The sequence below is a fragment of the Streptomyces sp. NPDC055189 genome, from assembly GCF_053606765.1.
The window spans coordinates 1-19,716 of record NZ_JBSGSG010000055.1; the positions used below are offsets into that span (position 1 = coordinate 1).

A 19,716-nucleotide genomic window follows, 5' to 3' on the forward strand; every position below is an offset into this window, starting at 1 on the left:
TCTTGTAAGGGGGTCCAGGGGGCGGAGCCCCCTGGTTTCGGGAAGGGGCGGGATTGGGGAAAGCCCCGCAGGGTTCGCCTTACGCCGACAGCGGGAACTCATCCCCCAGCTCACGGAACACCCCGGTATTCAAAGCGAAAGCGCGCTTGCACTCGTCCACGATCCGCTGCCGCTCAAGCTCATCCGGAACAACCTCCCCGAGCCCGTCGAGCAGCTCCCGATAGCTCCGCTTGAACGCGGCCGGGTTCGAGATTCCCTCGAAGACGTAGAAGCGGACGCCGTCGCCCTTGCGGGCGAAGCCCCACGTCTGTTCCGCCTTGCCGCGGATGATCTGGCCACCGGAGAGATCGCCGAGGTAGCGGGTGTAGTGGTGGGCGACGTAGCCACCGGGCCATTCGCGGGCGCACTCCGCGACCCGCGCCGCGTACGCCGCGGTGGCGGGCAGCGGGGCGGCGGAGGTCTTCCAGCCCGCACCCCGCAGGTGGGCGAGGTCCCGCTCCAGTTCCGCGACGCGCAGCAGCTCGGGCTGTATGAACGGCCCGGCGACCGGGTCGTCGCGCAGCGCCCCGGCGCCCTCCTCCAGGGCGCGGTACACGAACCACAGCTGTTCCGTGTAGCGCGCGTACGCGTCGACGCCCAGCCTGCCGCCCAGCAGGTCGCTCATGAAGGTCGAGGTCTCCGCCTCCGTGTGCTGCTCGTGCGACGCGGTGCGGATCACCGTGGAGAACGGATCCATGAGGGACCTCCGAAGCCGAAGAAAGCGAGGGTAGGCGAAAAATCCCGACGGATGGCGGGAACCAGTGCGACTGCTACAGATCATCCAAGTTAGGCTTACCTAAGTCAACTGGTTCCCGACGTCCTGTCGGTAAAAACGCTACCCGCTCAGAGCTCAGGGAAGCGTAAGGATCTCCGCCCCGCTGTCCGTCACCACGAGCGTCTCCTCGAACTGCGCGGTCCGCTTGCGGTCCTTCGTCACGACGGTCCAGCCGTCGTCCCACATGTCGTAGTCGTGCGTGCCCAGGGTCAGCATCGGCTCGATGGTGAACGTCATGCCCGGCTTGATCACCGTCGTCGCGTGCGGGCTGTCGTAGTGCGGGACGATCAGGCCGGAGTGGAAGGACGTGTTGATGCCGTGGCCGGTGAAGTCACGGACGACGCCGTAGCCGAAGCGCTTGGCGTACGACTCGATGACGCGGCCGATGATGTTGATCTGGCGGCCGGGCTTGACCGCCTTGATGGCCCGGTCGAGGGACTCGCGGGTCCGCTGCACGAGGAGCACGGACTCCTCGTCGACGTCCCCGACCAGGTACGTGGCGTTGTTGTCGCCGTGCACACCGCCGATGTACGCGGTCACGTCGAGGTTGATGATGTCGCCGTCGTTCAGGACGGTGGAGTCCGGGATGCCGTGGCAGATGACCTCGTTGACGGAGGTGCACAGCGACTTCTTGAAGCCGCGGTAGCCGAGCGTGGAGGGGTAGGCGCCGTGGTCGCACATGTACTCGTGGGCGACGCGGTCCAGCTCATCGGTGGTCACGCCGGGTGCGATGTGCTTGGCGGCCTCGGCCATCGCGCGCGCGGCGATACGGCCCGCGGTGCGCATCAGCTCGATGGTCTCGGGGGTCTGCACCTCCGGCCCCGTGTACGGGGTGGGCGCGGGTTTCCCCACGTACTCCGGGCGCCTGATGTTTCCCGGGACGGGGCGGATGGGGGAGAGCTCCCCTGGGACGAGCAGTGACTGGCCAGACATGCCAGCGAGTCTAACCAGCGGTGGTGGGGCAGCATGGCTGCAGAGAGAGGAGCAGACCATGGCACTGTTCAAGAAGCGGACCGTCGGTAAACCGGGCGAGTGGTTCTACTGCCTGGAGCACGAGACGGTGGAGGAGGGCCCCGACTGCCCGGGCAAGGACCGCTTCGGGCCGTACGCGTCCCGCGAGGAGGCCCAGCGCGCGATGGAGACCGCCGCCGAGCGGAACCTGGAGTGGGAGACCGACCCGAAGTGGCACGACAAGGACCCCGGCGGCGCCTGACCCGCCGCCGGGGTGCGGTCGGCCACCGGGGTGCACTCGGCTACCGGGTGGCGGACATCTCCCGGCGGCGGGCCGCGTCCTCGTCCGTGCTCGCGTCGTACGACACCAGCTTGGGCAGCAGCGCCGTCAGTGCCGCGACCGAGGCCACGCAGGCGAGGCCGCCGGACCAGATGGCGGTCCTGGTGCCGGTCCAGCCGGCGGCCGCTCCCGCGCGTACCTGGCCGAGCTGCGGGCCGACGCTGTAGGAGAGCACCTCTATGCCCGCGAGCCTGCCCCGCAGCTCGTCCGGGATCGTCTGGTTCCAGATGGTGGAGCGGCCGAGCCCGCTGAGCATGTCGCCCGCGCCGGCCAGGGCCAGGCACACGAGGACCACCCAGACGTTGGCGAACCATCCGGCCGCCGTGATCGCGAGACCCCACCCCGCCGCCCCGAACACGACGAGCAGCCCGTGCCGCCGCACCCGTGACGTCCACCCGCTGGTCAGGCTGAGCAGCAGCGAGCCGACCGCCCCGGCCGCGTACATCAGGCCGAGCGACCACTCGGCGTCGAGATCCTCCGCGAGGAACGGGAAGATCGTGTTCGGGAAGGCGAAGAACATCGCCGCCATGTCGATCGCGTACGTGCCGAGCAGCACCGGCCGCGACCACGCGTACCGCGCGCCTTCCGCGAGACCCCGCAGCGAGGGCTTCTCCGCGTCGTGAGCCGGGGGCGCCGGTGCGATACGGGTGCACAGGGCCACGGAGGCGGCGAAGGACGCCACCGTGATCGCGTACGCGGGTGCGTGCCCGGCGTAGGCGACGACCAGGCCCGCGAGCGAGGGGGCGGCGATCGCGCCGACGTTCCAGCGCAGGGAGTTGAGTGCGGTGGCGGCGATGAGCTGGTCGTGCGGCACGATGCGGGCCATGAGGGAGTCGAGCGCGGGGCGCTGCAGTCCCGCGAGCGCGGAGACTCCCGCGGCCACCACGTACAGCGGCCAGAGCAGTGGCTCGGGGAGCAGCGCGTTCACGAGCAGTACGGCGGCGAGGAGGCCGAGGCCCGCCTCGGTCAGGAGAATCACCTTGCGCCGGTCGACCGCGTCGGCCAGCGCGCCCCCGTACAGCCCGAAGACGACCAGCGGCACCAGCTCGACCGCGCCCATCGCCCCGACGGCGAGCGGCGAATCGGTGAGGTCCTTGATCTGCAACGGCAGCGCGACCAGGGCCATGAAGCTGCCGAAGGTGGTGACGAGCCCCTGCACCCAGAGCAGCCGGAAGTCACGCGTGGAACGCCAGGGGGAGAGGTCGGGCAACACGGAGGAGAAAGACACGAAAAGCCATGCTCAGCGCGGCGGGGCCCGCGGGGCAACCAATTTTCCCGGGCGGGGGCGCCTTGCGTGAGCCCTGGGGCTCTGGGCGGGGCGTCTTGCGTGCGGGCCTGAAACGCCGCTCCGCGGCGGGTCTTTCCCACCCACCCGCCCGATTGCCCGGCGTCGCGCAGCTGAACTCGTCTCAACCCTGAGCCGCCGCTTCGCGCCGGATGTCTCCCGCCCACCCACCCGATTGCCCTGGGTAACGGGTGGGCGGGTGGGGAAAGTTCGCCGCGAAGCGGCGTCCTGGAGCAGGCGGCACCACCACCGCGCCGGCGGCGGCCAGACAGCCCTGATCCCACCCCCGTGCCGGCGGCAACCCAGTCAACCCAGTCAACCCAGGCAGCCCCGATCTCACCACCGCGCCCGTTGGCAGCTCGGGCAGCTGATCTCACTACCGCGCCCGCTGGCACCTCGGGCAGCCGATCTCACCACCGCGCCGGAGGCGGTGAAGTCAGTTGGTCGGCCAGGCGGGACAGGCGGTCCCGGAGACGGCGTCGGCCCCGCGCAGCCGGCACCGCGTTCTCGCCCGCCGCCGCGCTCACCAAGTGCTGGACCATGTCGAGATCGAGGTCGGGCGACTGAGGCACGGCGAGCGCCTCGTGCGCCATGGCCCGCAGATCGCCGTGCCCCGAACCCAGGGCAAGTACCGTCGCCCCCGCCGCGCGAGCATCGTGCACCCGCTCAAGCAGCCCCGCCCCCGGCGGCTCCGCCGGCGTGTCCGGTGCCACCACGAGCAGCGTCTCGCCGCGCCGCGCGGCCTCGATCCGGCCGAGCCCGGTCGAGAGGTGGGCGGGATCTCCTTCGCGTACCCGGTGGCGCACGAGCGTCGGCGTCAGTTCCGGTGTCCCGGACCACGCCGCCTCGTCCACGAGATGCGCGGCCAGATGCCACGGCTCGTACGCCTCAGTGCCCACCAGGAGCAGCCCGCCCCCGTGCGGCACCACGGAGGACCGCAGCGTCCCCGCGAAGCGACGCGTCGCGCCCACCCACTCGGTTCCTGCGAGCACTTCGCGCAGCAGCGCGACCCGTACGGCGTCCATGGGGCCGCATCCTGCCTCAACGGGTGAGTCGTCAGGCGGAGTTCACCGGGAATTCGCCCGAGGTGGGGACGGACCGGGGATGGCTGATGAGACAAGTGTTCCTTTCCGCGCCGGGCGCGAGGGCTACGCGAGCTTCCGTATCCCCGCCGTCGTGCGCACGAACCCCGGCTCCCTGCTCGCCTTCTGCGAGGGCAGGGTCGGCTCGCAGGACGACTTCGGCAACATTGACGTGGTGCTCAAGCGGTCCACCGACGGCGGCCGCACCTGGGGGCCGCTCCAGGTCGCCGTCAAGAACGGCGCCGACCTGGCCGGCAACCCCGCCCCTGTCGTCCTCGGCACCGGCCGCGTCCTCCTCGTGCACGTCCGCAACGCCGCCGCCGCGACCGAGGACGCCATCCGGCGCGGCAAGGTCTCGGCGGCGAACGGGCGGCGGATCTGGGTGCAGCACAGCGACGACGACGGCCTTACCTGGTCGGTCGCCAGGGAGATCACCGGGCAGGTGAAGAAGGCGAACTGGCGGTGGTACGCGACCACGCCGGGCCACGCGATCCAGCTCACCGGCGGCGGCGCGAGCGGAGACGCTGCGAGCAGCGGCCGCATCGTCGTCCCCGCCAATCACTCCCTCCCGCCCACCGGTACCGACAACGGCACCGAGGGCAAGTACAACGGCGGCCACAGCCTGCTCAGTGACGACCTCGGGCAGACCTGGCGCATCGGCTACATCGACGACAACACCGACGGCTACGTGAACGTGAACGAGACCACCGCGGCCGAACTCCCCGACGGCCGGGTCTACTTCAACACCCGCAACGACTCCCCGGCCCCCGGCACCAGAGGCGACGCCTACTCCGCGGACGGCGGCCGGAAGCTGGTCAAGCCCTTCCGGCCGCAGGCGGGACTCGTCGGCCCCGTCGTCGAATGCAGCGTGCTGCAGCTTCGTACGCCCGACGTGCTGCTGTTCTCCGGGCCCGCCGACCCCGGCTTCCGTGCCCTGATGACGGTGCGCCACAGCCGGGACGGCGGCATCACGTGGCAGGACGCGTACACCGTGGACGGACTGCCCGCCGCGTACTCCGATCTGGTCCGTGTCGACGACGAGACCGTCGGACTCCTCTACGAGACGGGCGACTTCAGCGCGTACGAGACGATCACCTTCCGGCGGATCCCGGTGGGTGCGCTGGCCTGACGGAGATGGCGGCCGGGCGGTGAGTAAGGTCGGCCGCATGACCTCTAACGACAGTGTGCAGAAGGCTCCGGCCAAGGACCCGTGGGAGCTGCCCGACGTGTCCGGGCTCGTCGTCGGCGTGCTCGGCGGCACCGGCGACCAGGGCCGCGGCCTCGCCTACCGCCTGGCCCGCGCGGGCCAGAAGGTGATCATCGGCTCCCGCGCGGCCGAGCGGGCGCAGAGTGCCGCCGACGAACTCGGCCACGGCGTCGAGGGCGCCGAGAACGCGGAGTGCGCGCGGCGCAGCGACATCGTGATCGTCGCCGTGCCGTGGGACGGACACGGCAAGACGCTCGAAGCGCTGCGCGAGGAGCTGAGCGGCAAGCTCGTCGTCGACTGCGTGAACCCGCTGGGCTTCGACAAGAAGGGCGCCTACGCCCTGAAGCCCGAGGAGGGCAGCGCCGCCGAGCAGGCCGCCGCCCTCCTTCCGGACTCCAGGGTCACGGCCGCCTTCCACCACCTCTCGGCGGTGCTGCTCCAGGACGCGGCCGTCGAGGAGATCGACACCGACGTGATGGTCCTGGGCGAGGTGCGCGCCGACACGGACATCGTCCAGGCGCTCGCCGCCCGCATCCCCGGCATGCGGGGCGTCTTCGCGGGCCGTCTGCGCAACGCGCACCAGGTCGAGTCCCTCGTGGCCAACCTGATCTCCGTGAACCGGCGCTACAAGGCGCACGCGGGGCTGCGCGTGACCGACGTCTAGGACGTAGCGGGCATGGGGGACACTGGGTGCGGACGCCGTTCGCGTACGTCGCTGCGTACGCAGCCGCGCGCGGTGTCCCGGCGTCACCCGAACCGACCCCCGACAGGAGCCGACCCCCATGCCCCGCCTCGCTCTCTACGCCCTCACGGTCTGCGTCCTCGCCGTCGCGGCGGCCGTGGTCTCCTTCGTCCAGGGCAACTGGATCGGCGTCGTCTGGGTGCTGCTGGCCGGCCTCTCGTCGAACATGGCGTGGTACTACCTGCGCCGCGCGAAGGCCGAGCGCAACGCGCGCACCGCTACGGGTTGAGCGTGCAGTACTGGCTAGTGTCGCCGTCCCAGAAGCGGTAGAAGTCCTGACCGCAGTACGTCTCCAGGTCGCCCACGCCCAGGCCGCGCAGGATCGCGTCGATCGCGTCGAAGAAGGCGCCGTTGACCTCGGGGATCCACAGGATGCCGAAGACGGCGATCAGGCCGAACGGCGCGAACGGCTCCACCTGGCGGCGGATCTTGTGCGAGAGCCAGGGCTCGATGACGCCGTAGCCGTCCAGGCCGGGGATGGGCAGCGAGTTCAGGATCGCGGCCGTCACCTGGAGCATGGCCAGGAAGGCGAGCGCGAAGCGGAAGGTGTCCGGGACGCCGGAGAGCGCGTCGAGCCAGAAGGGCGCGGTGCACACGATCGCGAAGAGGACGTTCGTCAGCGGGCCCGCGGCCGAGATCAGGCTGTGCTTCCACTTGCCGCGGATCCGGCCGCGCTCGATGAAGACGGCGCCACCGGGCAGACCGATGCCGCCCATGATCACGAAGAGCACCGGAAGCACGATGCTGAGCAGCGCGTGCGTGTACTTCAGCGGGTTGAGGGTCAGATAGCCCTTCGCGCCGATGGAGATGTCGCCGCTGTGCAGGGCGGTGCGGGCGTGCGCGTACTCGTGCAGACAGAGCGAGACGATCCAGGCGGCCGTCACGAAGAGGAAGACGGCGATCCCCGGATTCTCGGCGAATCCGGTCCACGCGGCCCAGCCGGAGACAGCGGTGACGGCGGCGATCCCGAGGAAGACGGGGCTGATCCGCCGGTCGCTGGGTCGAGTGGGAGCGGTGGTCATGGGGCGGGGCTCCTGGGTCTGGCGGGCCGGTTGTCGTACGGGACCGTACCCCGGTGTACGCCGAAAACGTCTCGCACTCGGTGGGGAGTTCCGGGGAAGGTGGGGGCATGGCGCTGTGGAACGTGATGTACGACGACTGGCAGATGGAGTGCTGCGGGAAGCCGTTCTCCGTGGGGGACGAGGTGACGTGGCAACTGGGCGGCGGTCCGACGCTCTATTCCGTGGAACGCCATGGGGTCTACGGTCCCGACACGGTGGGCCGGGTGCGGTCGATCCAGCTGGTGACGCAGGGCTTCGAGCTGCGGCCCGGCACGGACGAGTACGAACCCGTGAAGGGGGAGAGACAGCTCCGCCCGGTGGAGAAGTGCCCGAAGTGGTTCAAGGACCCGGTGGAGGGGAGCCGGGAGCAGGGGCACTTCCGCAGGGAAGTGGGGGTGCTGGTCTCGCTGGAGGTACGGGAGGGCGGCGCGTGACCGGCGGCTCGGCTCGCCGCAGGCGCAGGCCCTCGGAGACGCGGGGCCGTTCCGGGGCAACCTCCAGGGCCCTGCGACCGCTGACCGCTGTCGGCGCCGCCCGCGAACCGACTCGCCGCACCGCCCGTGCCCGCCCCGGACTCCGCCTGCCGTAACCTTGCCCGCCGCCCGCGACCGGCAGTGCGTCCGGCCCGGTGCGGCATCCGACATCGCTCCGCACCTCCACCAGAGACAATGGACCCCGTGCGCTACCGCATTCTCGGCACCACCCAGGCATTCCGTGCCGACGGCACCCATATCCCCGTCGGCGGTACAAGGCTGCGCGCTCTTCTCACGGTTCTCGCCCTGCGGGCCTCGCGGCCCGTCCCGGTCGGCGTTCTCGTCGGTGAGGTGTGGGACGGTGATCCGCCCGCCGACGCGACCGGTGCGGTGCAGGCGCTGGTGGGGCGGCTGCGCAGGGCCATCGGTGCCGATGCGATCGCCTCGACCGAGGGCGGCTATCAGCTGTGCGCCGCGCCGGACGACATCGACCTGTACCGCTTCGACCGGCTCGCGGGCGAGGGCGCGGACGCCCTCGCGGACGGTGACGCCGCCAAGGCCGCGGCGATCCTGGACGACGCGCTCGCCCTCTGGCAGGGACCCGTGCTCGCCGACCTCCCCGACCGCACGGCGGAGGCCGCCCGGTGGGAGTCCCGGCGCCTCGAAGCCCGCCGCGCCGGGCTGGCCGCGGCCCTCGCGCTGGGCAGGGCCGAGCAGGTGCTGCCCGAGCTCGCCGCCCTGTGCGACACCCACCCCCTGGACGAGCCGCTGCAGGCCCTGCGGCTGCGGGCGCTGCGCGACGCGGGCCGCCCGGCCCAGGCCCTCGCCGCGTACGACGGCGTGCGGCGGCTCATCGCGGACCGCATCGGCGCCGACCCCGGGCCGGAACTCCGCGCGCTGCACGAGGAGTTGCTGCAGAGCGGCGACGCCCCGCAGCCGCCCCCGGCCAAGGCCCGCCCGCCGCAGCGGCCGCAGGGCAACCTGCGTGCCAGGCTCACCTCCTTCGTCGGCCGCGAGGGCGACATCGAGGCCATCCGGGGCGACCTGGCGCGGGCCCGCCTCGTCACGCTGCTCGGGCCCGGCGGCGCCGGGAAGACGCGGCTCTCGCAGGAGGCCGGGGAGGCCCACGCGGGTGGCGTGCCCGACGGCGTATGGCTGGCGGAGCTCGCGCCGGTCGAGGACCCCGACGCGGTGCCGGAGGCGGTCCTCACCGCGCTCGGCGCCCGCGAGACGGTGCTGCGCGGCGCGGGCGCCGAAGAGCTGCGGGCGGTGTCGGAGCGGCACGGCGACGACCCCGTCGTACGCCTCACCGAACACTGCGCCCCGCGCCACATGCTCCTGATCCTCGACAACTGCGAGCACGTCATCGACGCCGCGGCCCGCCTCGCGGACCGGCTTCTCGCGCACTGCCCCGGCCTCACCGTCCTCGCCACCAGCCGTGAACCCCTGGGCGTACCGGGGGAGTTGCTGCACCCGGTGGAGCCGCTGCCGGAGCCGATCGCGCTGCGCCTGCTCGCGGACCGCGGCGCGGCGGCCCGGCCGGGCTTCCGCATCGAGGACGACAGGGCGGCGGCAGCGGAGATCTGCCGGCGCCTCGACGGCCTGCCGCTCGCCATCGAACTGGCCGCCGCCCGCCTGCGCATGCTCACCCCCCGCCAGATCGCCGACCGCCTGGACGACCGCTTCCGCCTCCTGACGAACGGCGCCCGTACGGTCCTGCCCCGCCAGCAGACCCTGCGCGCGGTCGTCGACTGGTCCTGGGACCTCCTGGACACCCCCGAACGCACCGTCCTGCGCCGCCTCTCCGTCTTCGCGGGCGGCTGCGACCTGGCCGCCGCCGAAGCGGTCTGCGGGGCGCCCGCGGAAGCGGCCGCCGCCGGTGACGGGGCGGGGCTCCGGCCGCCCGACATCGCGGACGTCCTTGGCTCCCTCGTCGACAAGTCCCTTGTCGTGGCCGCCCCTTCGCCGCAGGGCGGCATGCGCTACCGGCTGCTCGAAACCGTGGGCGAGTACGCGGGCGAGCGGCTCGACGAGGCGGGCGACCGCGGCGCCGCCGAGCGGGCCCACCTCGTGTACTTCCGGGAGTTCGCCCGGCTCACCGAACCGCGGCTGCGGGGCGGCGGCCAGCGGGAAGCGGTCCAGGGACTCGAAGTCGAGTACGAGAATCTGCGCACCGCCCTGCGGCACGCGGTCGCCGCCGGTGAGGAGCAGGAGGCGCTCTGCCTGGTCCTCTCGCTCTCCTGGTTCTGGACGATCCGCGACCTGCGCGTCGAGATCCGCAACTGGTCCCGCGACGTCGTGGCCATGGGGCCCGACCCCTTCGCCCGCCCCGTCACCCCGGTGGAACCGCTCTACGAACGCTGCACGGACAGCCCGCCGCCCATGCGCCCCGAGGTGCTCGAAGAGGCGCGGCGCGGGGTCCATCTCATCCAGCTCTCCTGCATGGACATGAACCTCCAGGCCTGGCAGACGCCCGAGGCCGTCGAGAAACTCGCGGGCATCCGCGAGGCGTACCGGCCGGGTCTTCCGCAGACCTGCTGGTCGCCGGGGAGCCTGTGGTTCTTCGCGGTGATGCTCGAAGGGGACATCACCCAGCTGTACGACATCATCGACGCGACCATCGCCTCCTGCCGCGATCTTGGGTACGACTGGGAGCTCGCCGCGTCCCTTCAGCAGCGCGCCAACGTCCGCGCCAACCGCGCCGACTGGGCGGGCGACGCACGCCGTGACGCCGACGAGTCCCTGGAGATCTTCACCCGGCTCGGCGACGTGTGGGGCATGGCCGAGGCGCTCTCGTCGCGCGGCGAGGCCCATGAGCGGCGCGGCCGGTACACCCTGGCCGCCGAGGACTTCGGCGCCGCCATCGAGCACGCGGAGACGCTCGGCGCCCCCGCGCAGGTGAGCGTGCTCATGGCCCGGCTCGGGGGAGTGCTCGCCGAGGCGGGCGAACTGGCCAGGGGCGAGGAGCTCCTCTGGGCGGTCATGGAGCGTGACGGCGTGACCAGCAGCAACGGCGAGTCCATGCCCGCCGCGCGCTTCTTCCTCGTCGACCTGCTCGGCCGCACCGGCCGCTCCGCCGAGGCCCGTGAACAACTCCGTTTGCTGCGCGCCGAGTTCAAGGCCGTCGAGTTCGTCATCTTCGAGGGTTTCATGCTGGGCGCCGAGGCGTGGCTCGACACCGTGGACGGCCGCCATGCCGAGGGCCTCGCCGTGGCGCGCTCCGCGCTCGACAAGTCCCTCGACCCGCTGACCAAGATGATGGCGCCGCAAATGACCTCCGTCCATCTCACCACCGCCGCCCGCGCCCTGGCCGCGCTCGACGGCGGCCGGCACGCCGCCGACGCCGCGAGGCTGATCGCCGTGGCCCGCCGTGAGCTGCCGCCCGGTCACTTCGCCGCCGCCGCCGAGCGCGAGATCAACACGGCCGCCGAGGAGTCGGCACGCGCGGCACTGGGTGACGCCGCCTACGAGGCCGCGTACGCGGAAGGCGGCGGGCTCTCCGTGGAAGAGGCCGCCGCCCTCTGCGACAGGTACATCGAGTAGCTCGTGCGCGATCAGCTCTTGGTGCGGAACTTGTGGATCGCGATCGGCGCCATCACCACCGTGAGCACCACCGACCAGCCGACCGTCACCCAGATGTCGTGGGCGACCGGGCCGTAGCCTTCCACCATCAGGCCGCGCGCGGAGTCCGCGAGCGAGGACAGCGGGTTGTAGTCGGTGAAGGCCTGCAGCCAGCCCGGCATGGACTGCGTCGGCGCGAAGATCGACGAGCCGAACTGCAGCGGCATCAGGACCAGGAAGCCCATCGCCTGCACGGACTGGGCGCTCTTCAGGGCGACGCCGAGAACCAGGAAGATCCACATGATGGCCGAGCCGAAGAGCGCGGACAGGCCCACGGAGGCGAGCAGTCCGCCCCAGTTGGTGATGTCGAAGCCCACCAGGACACCGACGACCATCATGACCGCCGTCGCGACGAGCATCCGCATGAGCTCCACCACGATCTTGGCGAAGAGCACCGAACCCTGGCCGATCGGCAGGGTGCGGAAGCGGTCCATGATGCCGTTCTGGAAGTCCTGGTTGAAGCCGGTGCCGACGGCCATGGCGATGTTCATGCTCATCATCGCCATCATGCCCGGCACCACGTACTGCACGTACTGGTCCTGACCGCCGCCGAGCGCCTGCCCGATGGAGCCGCCGAAGACGTACACGAACAGGAGCGTGAAGATGATCGGCATCAGGATCGCGTCGAGCATCGACTCCGGGTCCTGGCGGATCCACAGCAGATTGCGGCGGACCAGGGCGCTGGTGTGGCGCACGTGGTCACGGAGCCCTATGCGGGCGTCGGCCTCTCCCTGGTGGAGGGGCGGCGTGAGAGTGGTGCTGCTCATACGGCAACCTCCTCGAGTTCGGGGCGGGCGTCCTGCGGGGCGCTGGCCTTCTGGCCGGTGATGGAGAGGAACACCTCGTCCAGGCTGGGCAGTTCGGTGGCGATGGAGCCGATCGTGATGCCGCGCGCGGTGACCGCGCCGACCACGGCGGTGAGCTGCTCGTCGCTGAGGATCGGCACCAGGACCGTGCCGGACTCGGCGTCCACGGTCGAGGTGGCGAGGCCGGTCAGGCCCATGTCGTCGAGCGCGCCGGCCAGCGGGCGCAGTTCCAGCGGGTCGGCCGGGCGGATGCGCAGGGTGCGGCCGCCGACCTTCGCCTTCAGCTCGTCGATGCCGCCGTTGGCGATGACCTTGCCGCGGTCGATGACGGTCAGCTCGGAGGCGAGCTGCTCGGCCTCTTCCATGTACTGGGTGGTGAGCAGCACGGTGACGCCGTCGCTGACCATGCGCTTGACCTCGGTCCACACCTCGTTGCGGGTGCGGGGGTCGAGGCCGGTGGTCGGCTCGTCCAGGTAGAGCACGGAGGGGCTGCCGATCATCGACGCCGCGAGGTCGAGGCGCCGGCGCATGCCGCCGGAGTACGTCTTGGCGGGGCGGCCCGCCGCCTCGGTGAGGGAGAACCGCTCCAGGAGCGCGTCGGCCTTCGCCCTCGCGTCCTTGCGGGAGAGGTCGAGGAGCCGCCCGATCATGTACAGGTTCTCGCGCCCCGAGAGCTTCTCGTCGACGGCCGCGTACTGACCGGTCAGGCCTATGACCCGGCGGAGCTGGCGGGGCTGCTTCACGACGTCGTACCCGGCGACGAAGGCGGAGCCGGAGTCCGGTACGACGAGGGTGGAGAGGCAGCGTACGAGGGTGGTCTTGCCGGCGCCGTTGGGACCGAGCACGCCGAGGACCGTGCCCTCGCGTACGTCGAGGTCCACGCCGTCCAGTGCTTTGGTCTCGCCGTAGTGCTTGACCAGTCCCCTCACGGTGACGGCGCTTCCGGCGCCGCCGGGGGTGTTGTCGATTCGCTTCATGCCGTAAGAGTGGCAGCCGCCACCGACAAACCACCGACAGCTTGCCTACACCTGGCCGGTGGCCTGGTCGCGTCCCTGTCCCGCCCGCTTCGCGGCGGATCTTCTCCCGCCCACCCACCCGATTACCCGGCGGTCACGGGCGGGTGGGCGGGAAAAATTCGCCGCGAAGCGGCGGACAGTAATCCCGCCAAGCCCCGCAGGGAAAGGCGGACAGCCCGTCGACGGGGGATATCGACGGGCTGCCGGTGGTGCCGCAATGGCTTGTACGGCGGTGGAAGAACCGCCCTGCGTGCTAGTGGACCGAGTGCTCCGCGGCCGGGAACGTGCCGCCCACGACGTCCTCGGCGAACGCCTTGGCCGCGCCGCTCATCACGTTCCGCAGCTCCGCGTACTGCTTGACGAAGCGCGGCATCTTGCCGCCGGTCAGGCCCAGCATGTCCGTCCAGACCAGGACCTGCGCGTCGCAGGCGGCGCCCGCGCCGATGCCGACCGTCGGGATGTGCAGCGAGCGGGTGACCTCGGCCGCGAGCTCCGCCGGGACCAGTTCGAGGACGACGGCGAACGCGCCCGCGTCCTGCGCCGCCTTCGCGTCACGGAGCAGCCGGTGCGCCGCCTCGTCGCCGCGGCCCTGCACGCGGTAGCCCATGGTGTTCACGGACTGCGGCGTGAGGCCGAGGTGGGACATGACGGGGATGCCGGAGGAGACGATCAGCTCGGTCTGGGCGAGCGAGCGCTCACCGCCCTCCAGCTTCACCGCGCCGACCCCGGCCTCCTTGACCAGGCGCGTCGCCGAGCGCAGGGCCTGGACCGGGCCCTCTTGGTACGAGCCGAAGGGCAGGTCGCCGACGATCAGGGCACGCGACGTGCCCCGTACGACGGCCGCGGACAGCATGGTCATCTCGTCGAGGGTGACGGGCACGGTGGTCTCGTACCCGAGGTGACAGTTGCCCGCCGAGTCGCCGACCAGCATCACGGGGATGCCGGACTCGTCGAAGACGGACGCGGTCATGGCGTCGTACGCGGTGAGCATGGGCCACTTCTCGCCCCGCTCCTTGGCGGCGGTGATGTCCCGGACGGTGATGCGGCGGGTGCTCTTGCCTCCGTACAGCGCCTTGCTGCTGTCGGCGGACTGGCTCGCGGCGGGACCCGCAGGCTGGTTCTGGGCAGCCGGAAGTTGCGTCATCGCAACGGCTCCTTCTGTTATCTCGAGGCGCCCTGACGGCGTCCCCGGATCTCCTCCATGGTGGCATCGCGTGCCGCAAGTCGGCTAGTGGCCCCTTCGGTAAAGTCTTTACAATACGAGACGGTCTCGTATCGGAATGGGCCTAGGCTTGATGCCATGACTACTCCCGCCGTCTCCACCCCTCGCATACCGGAGGCCGTGCACCGGCGCCGTTGGGCGATCCTCGGCGTCCTGATGCTGAGCCTGTTGATCGTGGTGCTCGACAACTCGATCCTGAACGTCGCGATCAAGACGATCTCGACCCCGGAGCCCACGGGCCTGGGCGCCACCCAGGGCGACCTGGAGTGGGCCATCAACTCCTACACGCTCGTCTTCGCCGGGCTCCTCTTCACGGCGGGCCTGCTCGGCGACCGGCTCGGCCGCAAGAAGATGCTGCTCGTGGGTCTCGCCGTCTTCGGCGTCGGCTCGGCGCTCGCCGCCGAGTCGGGCTCACCGGTCCAACTCATCCTGTTCCGCGCGGTGATGGGCCTGGGCGCAGCCTTCGTGATGCCCGCCACCCTCGCCGTCCTGATGAACGTCTTCGAGCGCGACGAGCAGCCCAAGGCCATCGGCATCTGGGCGGGCGGCGTCGGCCTCGCCATCGCCATCGGGCCCATCACCGGCGGCGTACTGCTCGACCACTTCTGGTGGGGCTCGGTCTTCCTGGTGAACGTGCCGATCGTGATCGTCGCGATCGGCCTGATGATCTGGCTCGTGCCCGAGTCGCGCGACCCCAAGCCGGGCCGGATCGACCTGTTCGGCGTGGCCCTGTCCATCGTCGGCCTCGTCCTGCTCGTCTACGGCATCATCAAGGGCGGCCAGCTCGCCGACTTCACCGACCCCAAGGTCCTCGGCACCATCCTCGCGGGCCTCGCCGTGCTCGTCGGCTTCGTGCTCTACGAGAAGCGCAGCGACCACCCGTCCATCGACATCACGTACTTCAAGAACCGTGTCTTCTCGGCGGCGATCAGCTCCCTCGCGCTCGTCTTCTTCGCGCTGATGGGCGTGACGTTCTTCGCCGTCTTCTACACCCAGAGCGTGCGCGGCTACTCGCCGCTGCAGACCGGCCTGCTCATGCTGCCGCTCGCCGCGGCGCAGCTCATCTTCGCGCCGCGCGCCCGCCTCGTCGTCGACCGTTTCGGGGTCCGCGCCGTGTGCTCGGGCGGCCTGCTGCTCCTGGCCGCGATGCTCGCCGCCTTCACGATCCTGGAGGCCGACACGCCGATCTGGATCCTGGAGGTCATGTTCTTCCTGATGGGCACGGGAATGGCGCACATCATGACGCCCGCGAGCGTCGTCATCATGCAGGCCCTGCCCCGCGAGAAGGCGGGCTCCGCCTCCGCGCTGAGCAACACATTCCGGCAGGTCGGCGGCGCCCTGGGCATCGCGGTGCTCGGCTCCGTGCTCTCCGCGGCCTACCGCAGCGGCGTCGAGGACAAGCTGACCCTGCTGCCCGCCGACATCCGGCACACCGCGGGCGAGTCCATCGAGGCCACCCTCGGCGTCGCCGCCAAGCTCGGCCCGCGCGGCGAACCCCTGGTGACCGCGGCCCACGACTCGTTCCTGCACGCCATGCACGTCACGGCGCTCTGCGGCGCGGGCGTCGCCCTGATCGGCGTCGTGGTCGTCGCCCTGTTCCTGCCGGGCCGCACCCCGCAGGAGCCGGAGCCGGAGAAGCGGGAGGCCGACCCGGTGGGCGCGGGGCACTGACGACTCCCCGGGACAATCGGTGCCGGAGAGGCGGGGGACGACGAGAGGCGGAGCAGACGTGGGCCACATCGCCAAAGGCGTCCGGGGACGCCCTCGCAGCGAGGCCGTGGAGCGGTCGATCGTCGAGGGCGTCCTGAAGATGATCGAGGACGGTGAGCCCCTCGCCGGCATCTCCATCGAACGGATCGCGCGCACGGCGGGTGTGGGCAAGGCCACCATCTACCGCCGCTGGAGCGGCAAGGAGGAGCTCTTCGTCGACATCCTGCGCGGCATGGACGACCCTGCGCCCGAGTTGGCCGGGGATTCGATGCGCGGTGATCTCATCACCTGCCTCGACCACTTGCGCAGGCGCGGCGTGAACATGCGTTCCTCCGCGCTCATGCACAACGTCTTCGCGCAGATGAAGAGCCTGCCGAAACTGTGGGAGGCGTACCACGCGACCGTCATCGAGCCGCAGCGCCGCGTCATGCTGGGGGTGCTGCGCCGCGGCGTCGAGAACGGCGAACTGCGCGCGGACGTCGACATCGTGCTCGCCAACGATCTGTTCGTCGGCCCGATGCTCGTGCGCACCATCCTGCGCTCCGACGCGCCGCTCCACGAGGGCCTCGCCGAGCAGATGGTGGACACCGTGCTCGAGGGGCTGCGGCCCACGGGGTGAATGTGCGCGTTTCGTCACAGCCGACCCGTTGTGCGCCGAGATGTGGAACCCGCCGCGCCGCCCCGCTCGTCATCGTCCCGTAATGCCGTCTCGGACGGCGGGGAGGACACCCGTTTATCGCCTAGGGTTTCAGGGGCGAGGACGGTTGCACGGCACCAGTGAGGCGACGAGCGTATGGCGCAGGCGTATGTGACGGAGACGGGCAGCGGGGGCACGGGACCCGACCGCCAGGGGTCCCGGTTCCGGCGCCTGGTGGACGGGTGGCGCGGAGACCGGGGTATCTGGAGGCGCGGCCTTGTCACGGCCGGGGTGGCCGTGCTGCTCGCCCTGGTGATGCTCTTCCACGCACAGATCCCGAACGGCATCGGCAACCTCGGCAGCCTCATCGAGACGTTCCTGCCCTGGCTCGGTGTGCTGCTCCCGGTTCTGCTCGTCATCGGCGTCGTCCGCAAGTCCGCCACCGCGCTGATCGCCGTGCTGCTGCCCGCGGTCATCTGGGTGAGCTCCTTCGGCGGCCTGATCACCGGCAAGTCCGCCACCGGCGGCGATCTGACGGTCGCCACCCACAACGTGAACGCGGAGAACTCCGACCCGGCGGGCACCGCCCGTGACGTCGCCGCGTCCGGTGCCGACGTCGTGGCGCTCGAGGAGCTCACGGCGAACGCCGTCCCGACGTACGAGAAGGCCCTGGCCGGCACGTACAAGTACCACTCGGTGCAGGGCACCGTCGGCCTGTGGAGCAAGTACCCCCTGACCGGCACCAAGCCCGTGGACATCAAGCTGGGCTGGGTCCGCGCGATGCGGACGACGGTCGTCACCCCCAAGGGCGAGGTCGCCGTCCACGTCGCCCACCTGCCGTCGGTACGGGTCAAGCTCGACGCGGGCTTCACCGCGAACCAGCGTGACGCGAGCGCCGACGCGCTCGGCGAGGCGATCTCCGACGAGAAGATCTCCAAGGTCGTGCTGCTCGGCGACCTGAACGGCACGATGAACGACCGTGCCCTGAACGCGGTCACCTCGCAGATGCGCTCCACGCAGGGCGCGGCGGGCGACGGCTTCGGGTTCAGCTGGCCGGCGTCGTTCCCGATGGCGCGCATCGACCAGATCATGGTGAAGGACGTCGAGCCGATGTCGTCCTGGACGCTGCCGGAGACGGCGAGCGACCACCTGCCGATCGCGGCGCGGCTCAAGCTGTAGCCCCGGGCGGGCGTCACTCCCGCCACATGGTGCACATCCGTTTTTAACCTCACGGAATACTGGGCCTGAGAGGGTTTGTTCCGTACGTAAACTTACGGAACACCCGTCCCCCCTTGCATCACCTCCCCGATGCACCCCCTCATGCGCTCCCCCGGAAGGTTCTTCATGCCCCTGGCCCTGCTCGCCCTTGCCGTGGGCGCCTTCGGCATCGGCACGACCGAGTTCGTGATGATGGGCCTGCTGCCCAACGTCGCCGACGACCTGGGCATCTCCATCCCCACCGCCGGACACCTCGTCTCCGCGTACGCCCTGGGCGTCGTCATCGGTGCCCCGCTGCTCGCCGCGGTCACCGCACGCATGCCCCGCCGCCGGGTCCTCATCGGCCTGATGGTGCTCTTCGTCGCGGGCAACGCGCTCTCGGCCGCCGCCCCCGACTACCACTGGCTGATGGCCGCCCGCTTCCTCAGCGGCCTTCCGCACGGCGCGTTCTTCGGCGTCGGAGCGGTGGTCGCCACCGGCCTGGTGGCTCCCGAGCGCAAGGCGCGCTCCGTCTCGCTCATGTTCCTCGGCCTGACCGTCGCCAACATCGTCGGCGTGCCCGTGGCCACGGCCATGGGGCAGCAGCTCGGCTGGCGCGCCACGTTCCTCGCGGTCAGCGCGATCGGCCTCGTGGCGATCGCCGCGCTCGCCTTCCTCGTCCCCGCCGACCACGCCCACGGCGAGAGCGGCGGCCTGCGCGGCGAGCTCCGGGCGCTGCGCAGCGTTCCGGTCTGGCTCGCGCTCGGTACGACCGTCGCCGGCTTCGGGGCGCTGTTCTCCGCGTACAGCTATGTGACGCCCATGCTCACGGACGCGGCGGGCTACGCCGAATCCAGCGTGACGCTGCTGCTCGCGCTGTTCGGTGTCGGCGCGACCGCGGGCAACCTGCTCGGCGGCCGGCTCGCCGACCACTCCCTGCGGGGCACCCTCTTCGGCGGACTCATCGCCCTGGTCGTCGTCCTCGCCTTCTTCCCGCTCCTGATGGGGGCGGCGTGGAGCGCGGCGATCGCGGTGACGCTGCTGGGCATGGCCGCGTTCACGACGGGGTCGCCGCTGCAGCTGATGGTCATGGAGAAGGCGTCCGCGGCCCCGTCCCTGGCCTCGTCCGCGAACCAGGCCGCGTTCAACCTCGCCAACGCCGGTGGTGCCTGGATCGGCGGCATCGCGCTCGCCGCGGGCTTCGGCGTGACGTCGCCCGCGGTGGCGGGGGCGTTGTTGGCGGTGCTCGGCCTTGCGGTGGCGGGGCTTGCGTATCTGGTGGACCTGCGGTCGCCGGCGCCGATGCCTGCGGCCGGCAGCGAGCGTCTGGTGGCTTCGGGAGAGCCCCGGCGGGAAACGTCCCGCCGGTAGTGCCCCTCGTTCCCGGGTGACACGTGGGTGGGCGATCGCACCGCCGCTTCGCGGCGGATCTTTGGGGGGGGGGGGGGCGCCCCCCCCCCCCCCCCCCCCCCCGCCGGCGGGCCGAGACCACGCCACCCCACGGCAGCGGGGGTGGGGGGATACGAGGGGCCACCCCCCCGGGGGCGCGGCG

At 71.3% G+C, this 19,716-nt stretch carries 18 protein-coding genes; 10 read left to right on the forward strand and 8 right to left on the reverse strand.

The genetic code is table 11. From position 1 onward, the window contains the following. Positions 1–79 precede the first annotated feature (79 nt). Positions 80–736 (reverse strand): biliverdin-producing heme oxygenase, encoded by a 657-nt coding sequence (locus ACWFR3_RS30480; RefSeq protein ID WP_453737870.1) that lies wholly within the window; start codon positions 734–736, stop codon positions 80–82. 153 nt (positions 737–889) lie between these two features. Then, positions 890–1,747, reverse strand: a complete 858-nt coding sequence (gene map, locus ACWFR3_RS30485) for a type I methionyl aminopeptidase (RefSeq protein ID WP_453737871.1) — start codon at positions 1,745–1,747, stop codon at positions 890–892. Between the two features lie 58 nt (positions 1,748–1,805). Here map and ACWFR3_RS30490 point away from each other — a divergent pair, with 58 nt between their 5' ends. After that, positions 1,806–2,027: a hypothetical protein gene (locus ACWFR3_RS30490; RefSeq protein WP_453737872.1), complete on the forward strand. Its 222-nt coding sequence runs from the start codon at positions 1,806–1,808 to the stop codon at positions 2,025–2,027. Between the two features lie 40 nt (positions 2,028–2,067). Here ACWFR3_RS30490 and ACWFR3_RS30495 read toward each other — a convergent pair whose 3' ends face one another. Together ACWFR3_RS30495 and ACWFR3_RS30500 are read right to left on the reverse strand one after the other, a co-directional pair. Beyond that, complete coding sequence (locus tag ACWFR3_RS30495) at positions 2,068–3,333, reverse strand: MFS transporter (RefSeq protein WP_453737873.1); 1,266 nt, start codon at positions 3,331–3,333, stop codon at positions 2,068–2,070. Positions 3,334–3,800: 467 nt separating this feature from the next. After that, the gene (locus tag ACWFR3_RS30500; protein WP_453737874.1) at positions 3,801–4,415 is read right to left on the reverse strand and encodes a hypothetical protein; all 615 of its coding nucleotides are present in this window, start codon (positions 4,413–4,415) and stop codon (positions 3,801–3,803) included. Positions 4,416–4,494: 79 nt separating this feature from the next. Here ACWFR3_RS30500 and ACWFR3_RS30505 point away from each other — a divergent pair, with 79 nt between their 5' ends. The 3 genes from ACWFR3_RS30505 (at position 4,495) to ACWFR3_RS30515 (ending at position 6,650) form a co-directional block, all read left to right on the forward strand. Next, positions 4,495–5,601 carry a sialidase family protein gene (locus ACWFR3_RS30505; protein ID WP_453737875.1) on the forward strand — a complete coding sequence of 369 codons (1,107 nt, stop codon included), beginning with the start codon at positions 4,495–4,497 and terminating at the stop codon, positions 5,599–5,601. A gap of 37 nt (positions 5,602–5,638) precedes the next feature. Continuing rightward, positions 5,639–6,343 carry an NADPH-dependent F420 reductase gene (npdG, locus tag ACWFR3_RS30510; protein WP_453737876.1) on the forward strand — a complete coding sequence of 235 codons (705 nt, stop codon included), beginning with the start codon at positions 5,639–5,641 and terminating at the stop codon, positions 6,341–6,343. Positions 6,344–6,461: 118 nt separating this feature from the next. Beyond that, complete coding sequence (locus tag ACWFR3_RS30515; RefSeq protein ID WP_453737877.1) at positions 6,462–6,650, forward strand: hypothetical protein; 189 nt, start codon at positions 6,462–6,464, stop codon at positions 6,648–6,650. Here the strand turns inward: ACWFR3_RS30515 and ACWFR3_RS30520 are convergent. Further along, on the reverse strand, positions 6,640–7,443 hold the full coding sequence (locus ACWFR3_RS30520) for a site-2 protease family protein (protein WP_453737878.1): 804 nt from the start codon (positions 7,441–7,443) through the stop codon (positions 6,640–6,642). The two genes, ACWFR3_RS30515 and ACWFR3_RS30520, sit on opposite strands and share 11 nt — an antisense overlap. Before the next feature lie 107 nt (positions 7,444–7,550). On the opposite strand from ACWFR3_RS30520, the gene ACWFR3_RS30525 reads away from it, so the two are divergent. After that, positions 7,551–7,916: a DUF6578 domain-containing protein gene (locus ACWFR3_RS30525; RefSeq protein ID WP_453737879.1), complete on the forward strand. Its 366-nt coding sequence runs from the start codon at positions 7,551–7,553 to the stop codon at positions 7,914–7,916. Positions 7,917–8,150: 234 nt separating this feature from the next. Further along, on the forward strand, positions 8,151–11,498 hold the full coding sequence (locus ACWFR3_RS30530; RefSeq protein WP_453737880.1) for an AfsR/SARP family transcriptional regulator: 3,348 nt from the start codon (positions 8,151–8,153) through the stop codon (positions 11,496–11,498). Between the two features lie 11 nt (positions 11,499–11,509). On the opposite strand, the gene ACWFR3_RS30535 is transcribed toward ACWFR3_RS30530, so the two are convergent. The 3 genes from ACWFR3_RS30535 to panB all read right to left on the reverse strand — a co-directional run bounded on the left by ACWFR3_RS30535 (position 11,510) and on the right by panB (position 14,542). After that, on the reverse strand, positions 11,510–12,343 hold the full coding sequence (locus tag ACWFR3_RS30535) for an ABC transporter permease (protein ID WP_453737881.1): 834 nt from the start codon (positions 12,341–12,343) through the stop codon (positions 11,510–11,512). Further along, positions 12,340–13,359: an ATP-binding cassette domain-containing protein gene (locus tag ACWFR3_RS30540; RefSeq protein WP_453737882.1), complete on the reverse strand. Its 1,020-nt coding sequence runs from the start codon at positions 13,357–13,359 to the stop codon at positions 12,340–12,342. Before ACWFR3_RS30540 ends, ACWFR3_RS30535 begins: the two co-directional genes overlap by 4 nt. A gap of 292 nt (positions 13,360–13,651) precedes the next feature. Then, on the reverse strand, positions 13,652–14,542 hold the full coding sequence (panB, locus tag ACWFR3_RS30545; protein ID WP_453737883.1) for a 3-methyl-2-oxobutanoate hydroxymethyltransferase: 891 nt from the start codon (positions 14,540–14,542) through the stop codon (positions 13,652–13,654). Positions 14,543–14,698: 156 nt separating this feature from the next. Between panB and ACWFR3_RS30550 the strand changes: the two genes are divergently transcribed. The 4 genes from ACWFR3_RS30550 (at position 14,699) to ACWFR3_RS30565 (ending at position 19,535) form a co-directional block, all read left to right on the forward strand. Further along, the gene (locus tag ACWFR3_RS30550) at positions 14,699–16,291 is read left to right on the forward strand and encodes an MFS transporter (RefSeq protein WP_453737884.1); all 1,593 of its coding nucleotides are present in this window, start codon (positions 14,699–14,701) and stop codon (positions 16,289–16,291) included. 58 nt (positions 16,292–16,349) lie between these two features. Beyond that, positions 16,350–16,949 (forward strand): TetR/AcrR family transcriptional regulator C-terminal ligand-binding domain-containing protein, encoded by a 600-nt coding sequence (locus ACWFR3_RS30555; RefSeq protein ID WP_453737885.1) that lies wholly within the window; start codon positions 16,350–16,352, stop codon positions 16,947–16,949. A 174-nt stretch (positions 16,950–17,123) separates the two neighbouring features. Then, on the forward strand, positions 17,124–18,146 hold the full coding sequence (locus ACWFR3_RS30560; protein ID WP_453737886.1) for an endonuclease/exonuclease/phosphatase family protein: 1,023 nt from the start codon (positions 17,124–17,126) through the stop codon (positions 18,144–18,146). A 165-nt stretch (positions 18,147–18,311) separates the two neighbouring features. Then, positions 18,312–19,535: an MFS transporter gene (locus ACWFR3_RS30565; protein ID WP_453737887.1), complete on the forward strand. Its 1,224-nt coding sequence runs from the start codon at positions 18,312–18,314 to the stop codon at positions 19,533–19,535. Positions 19,536–19,716 lie beyond the last annotated feature (181 nt).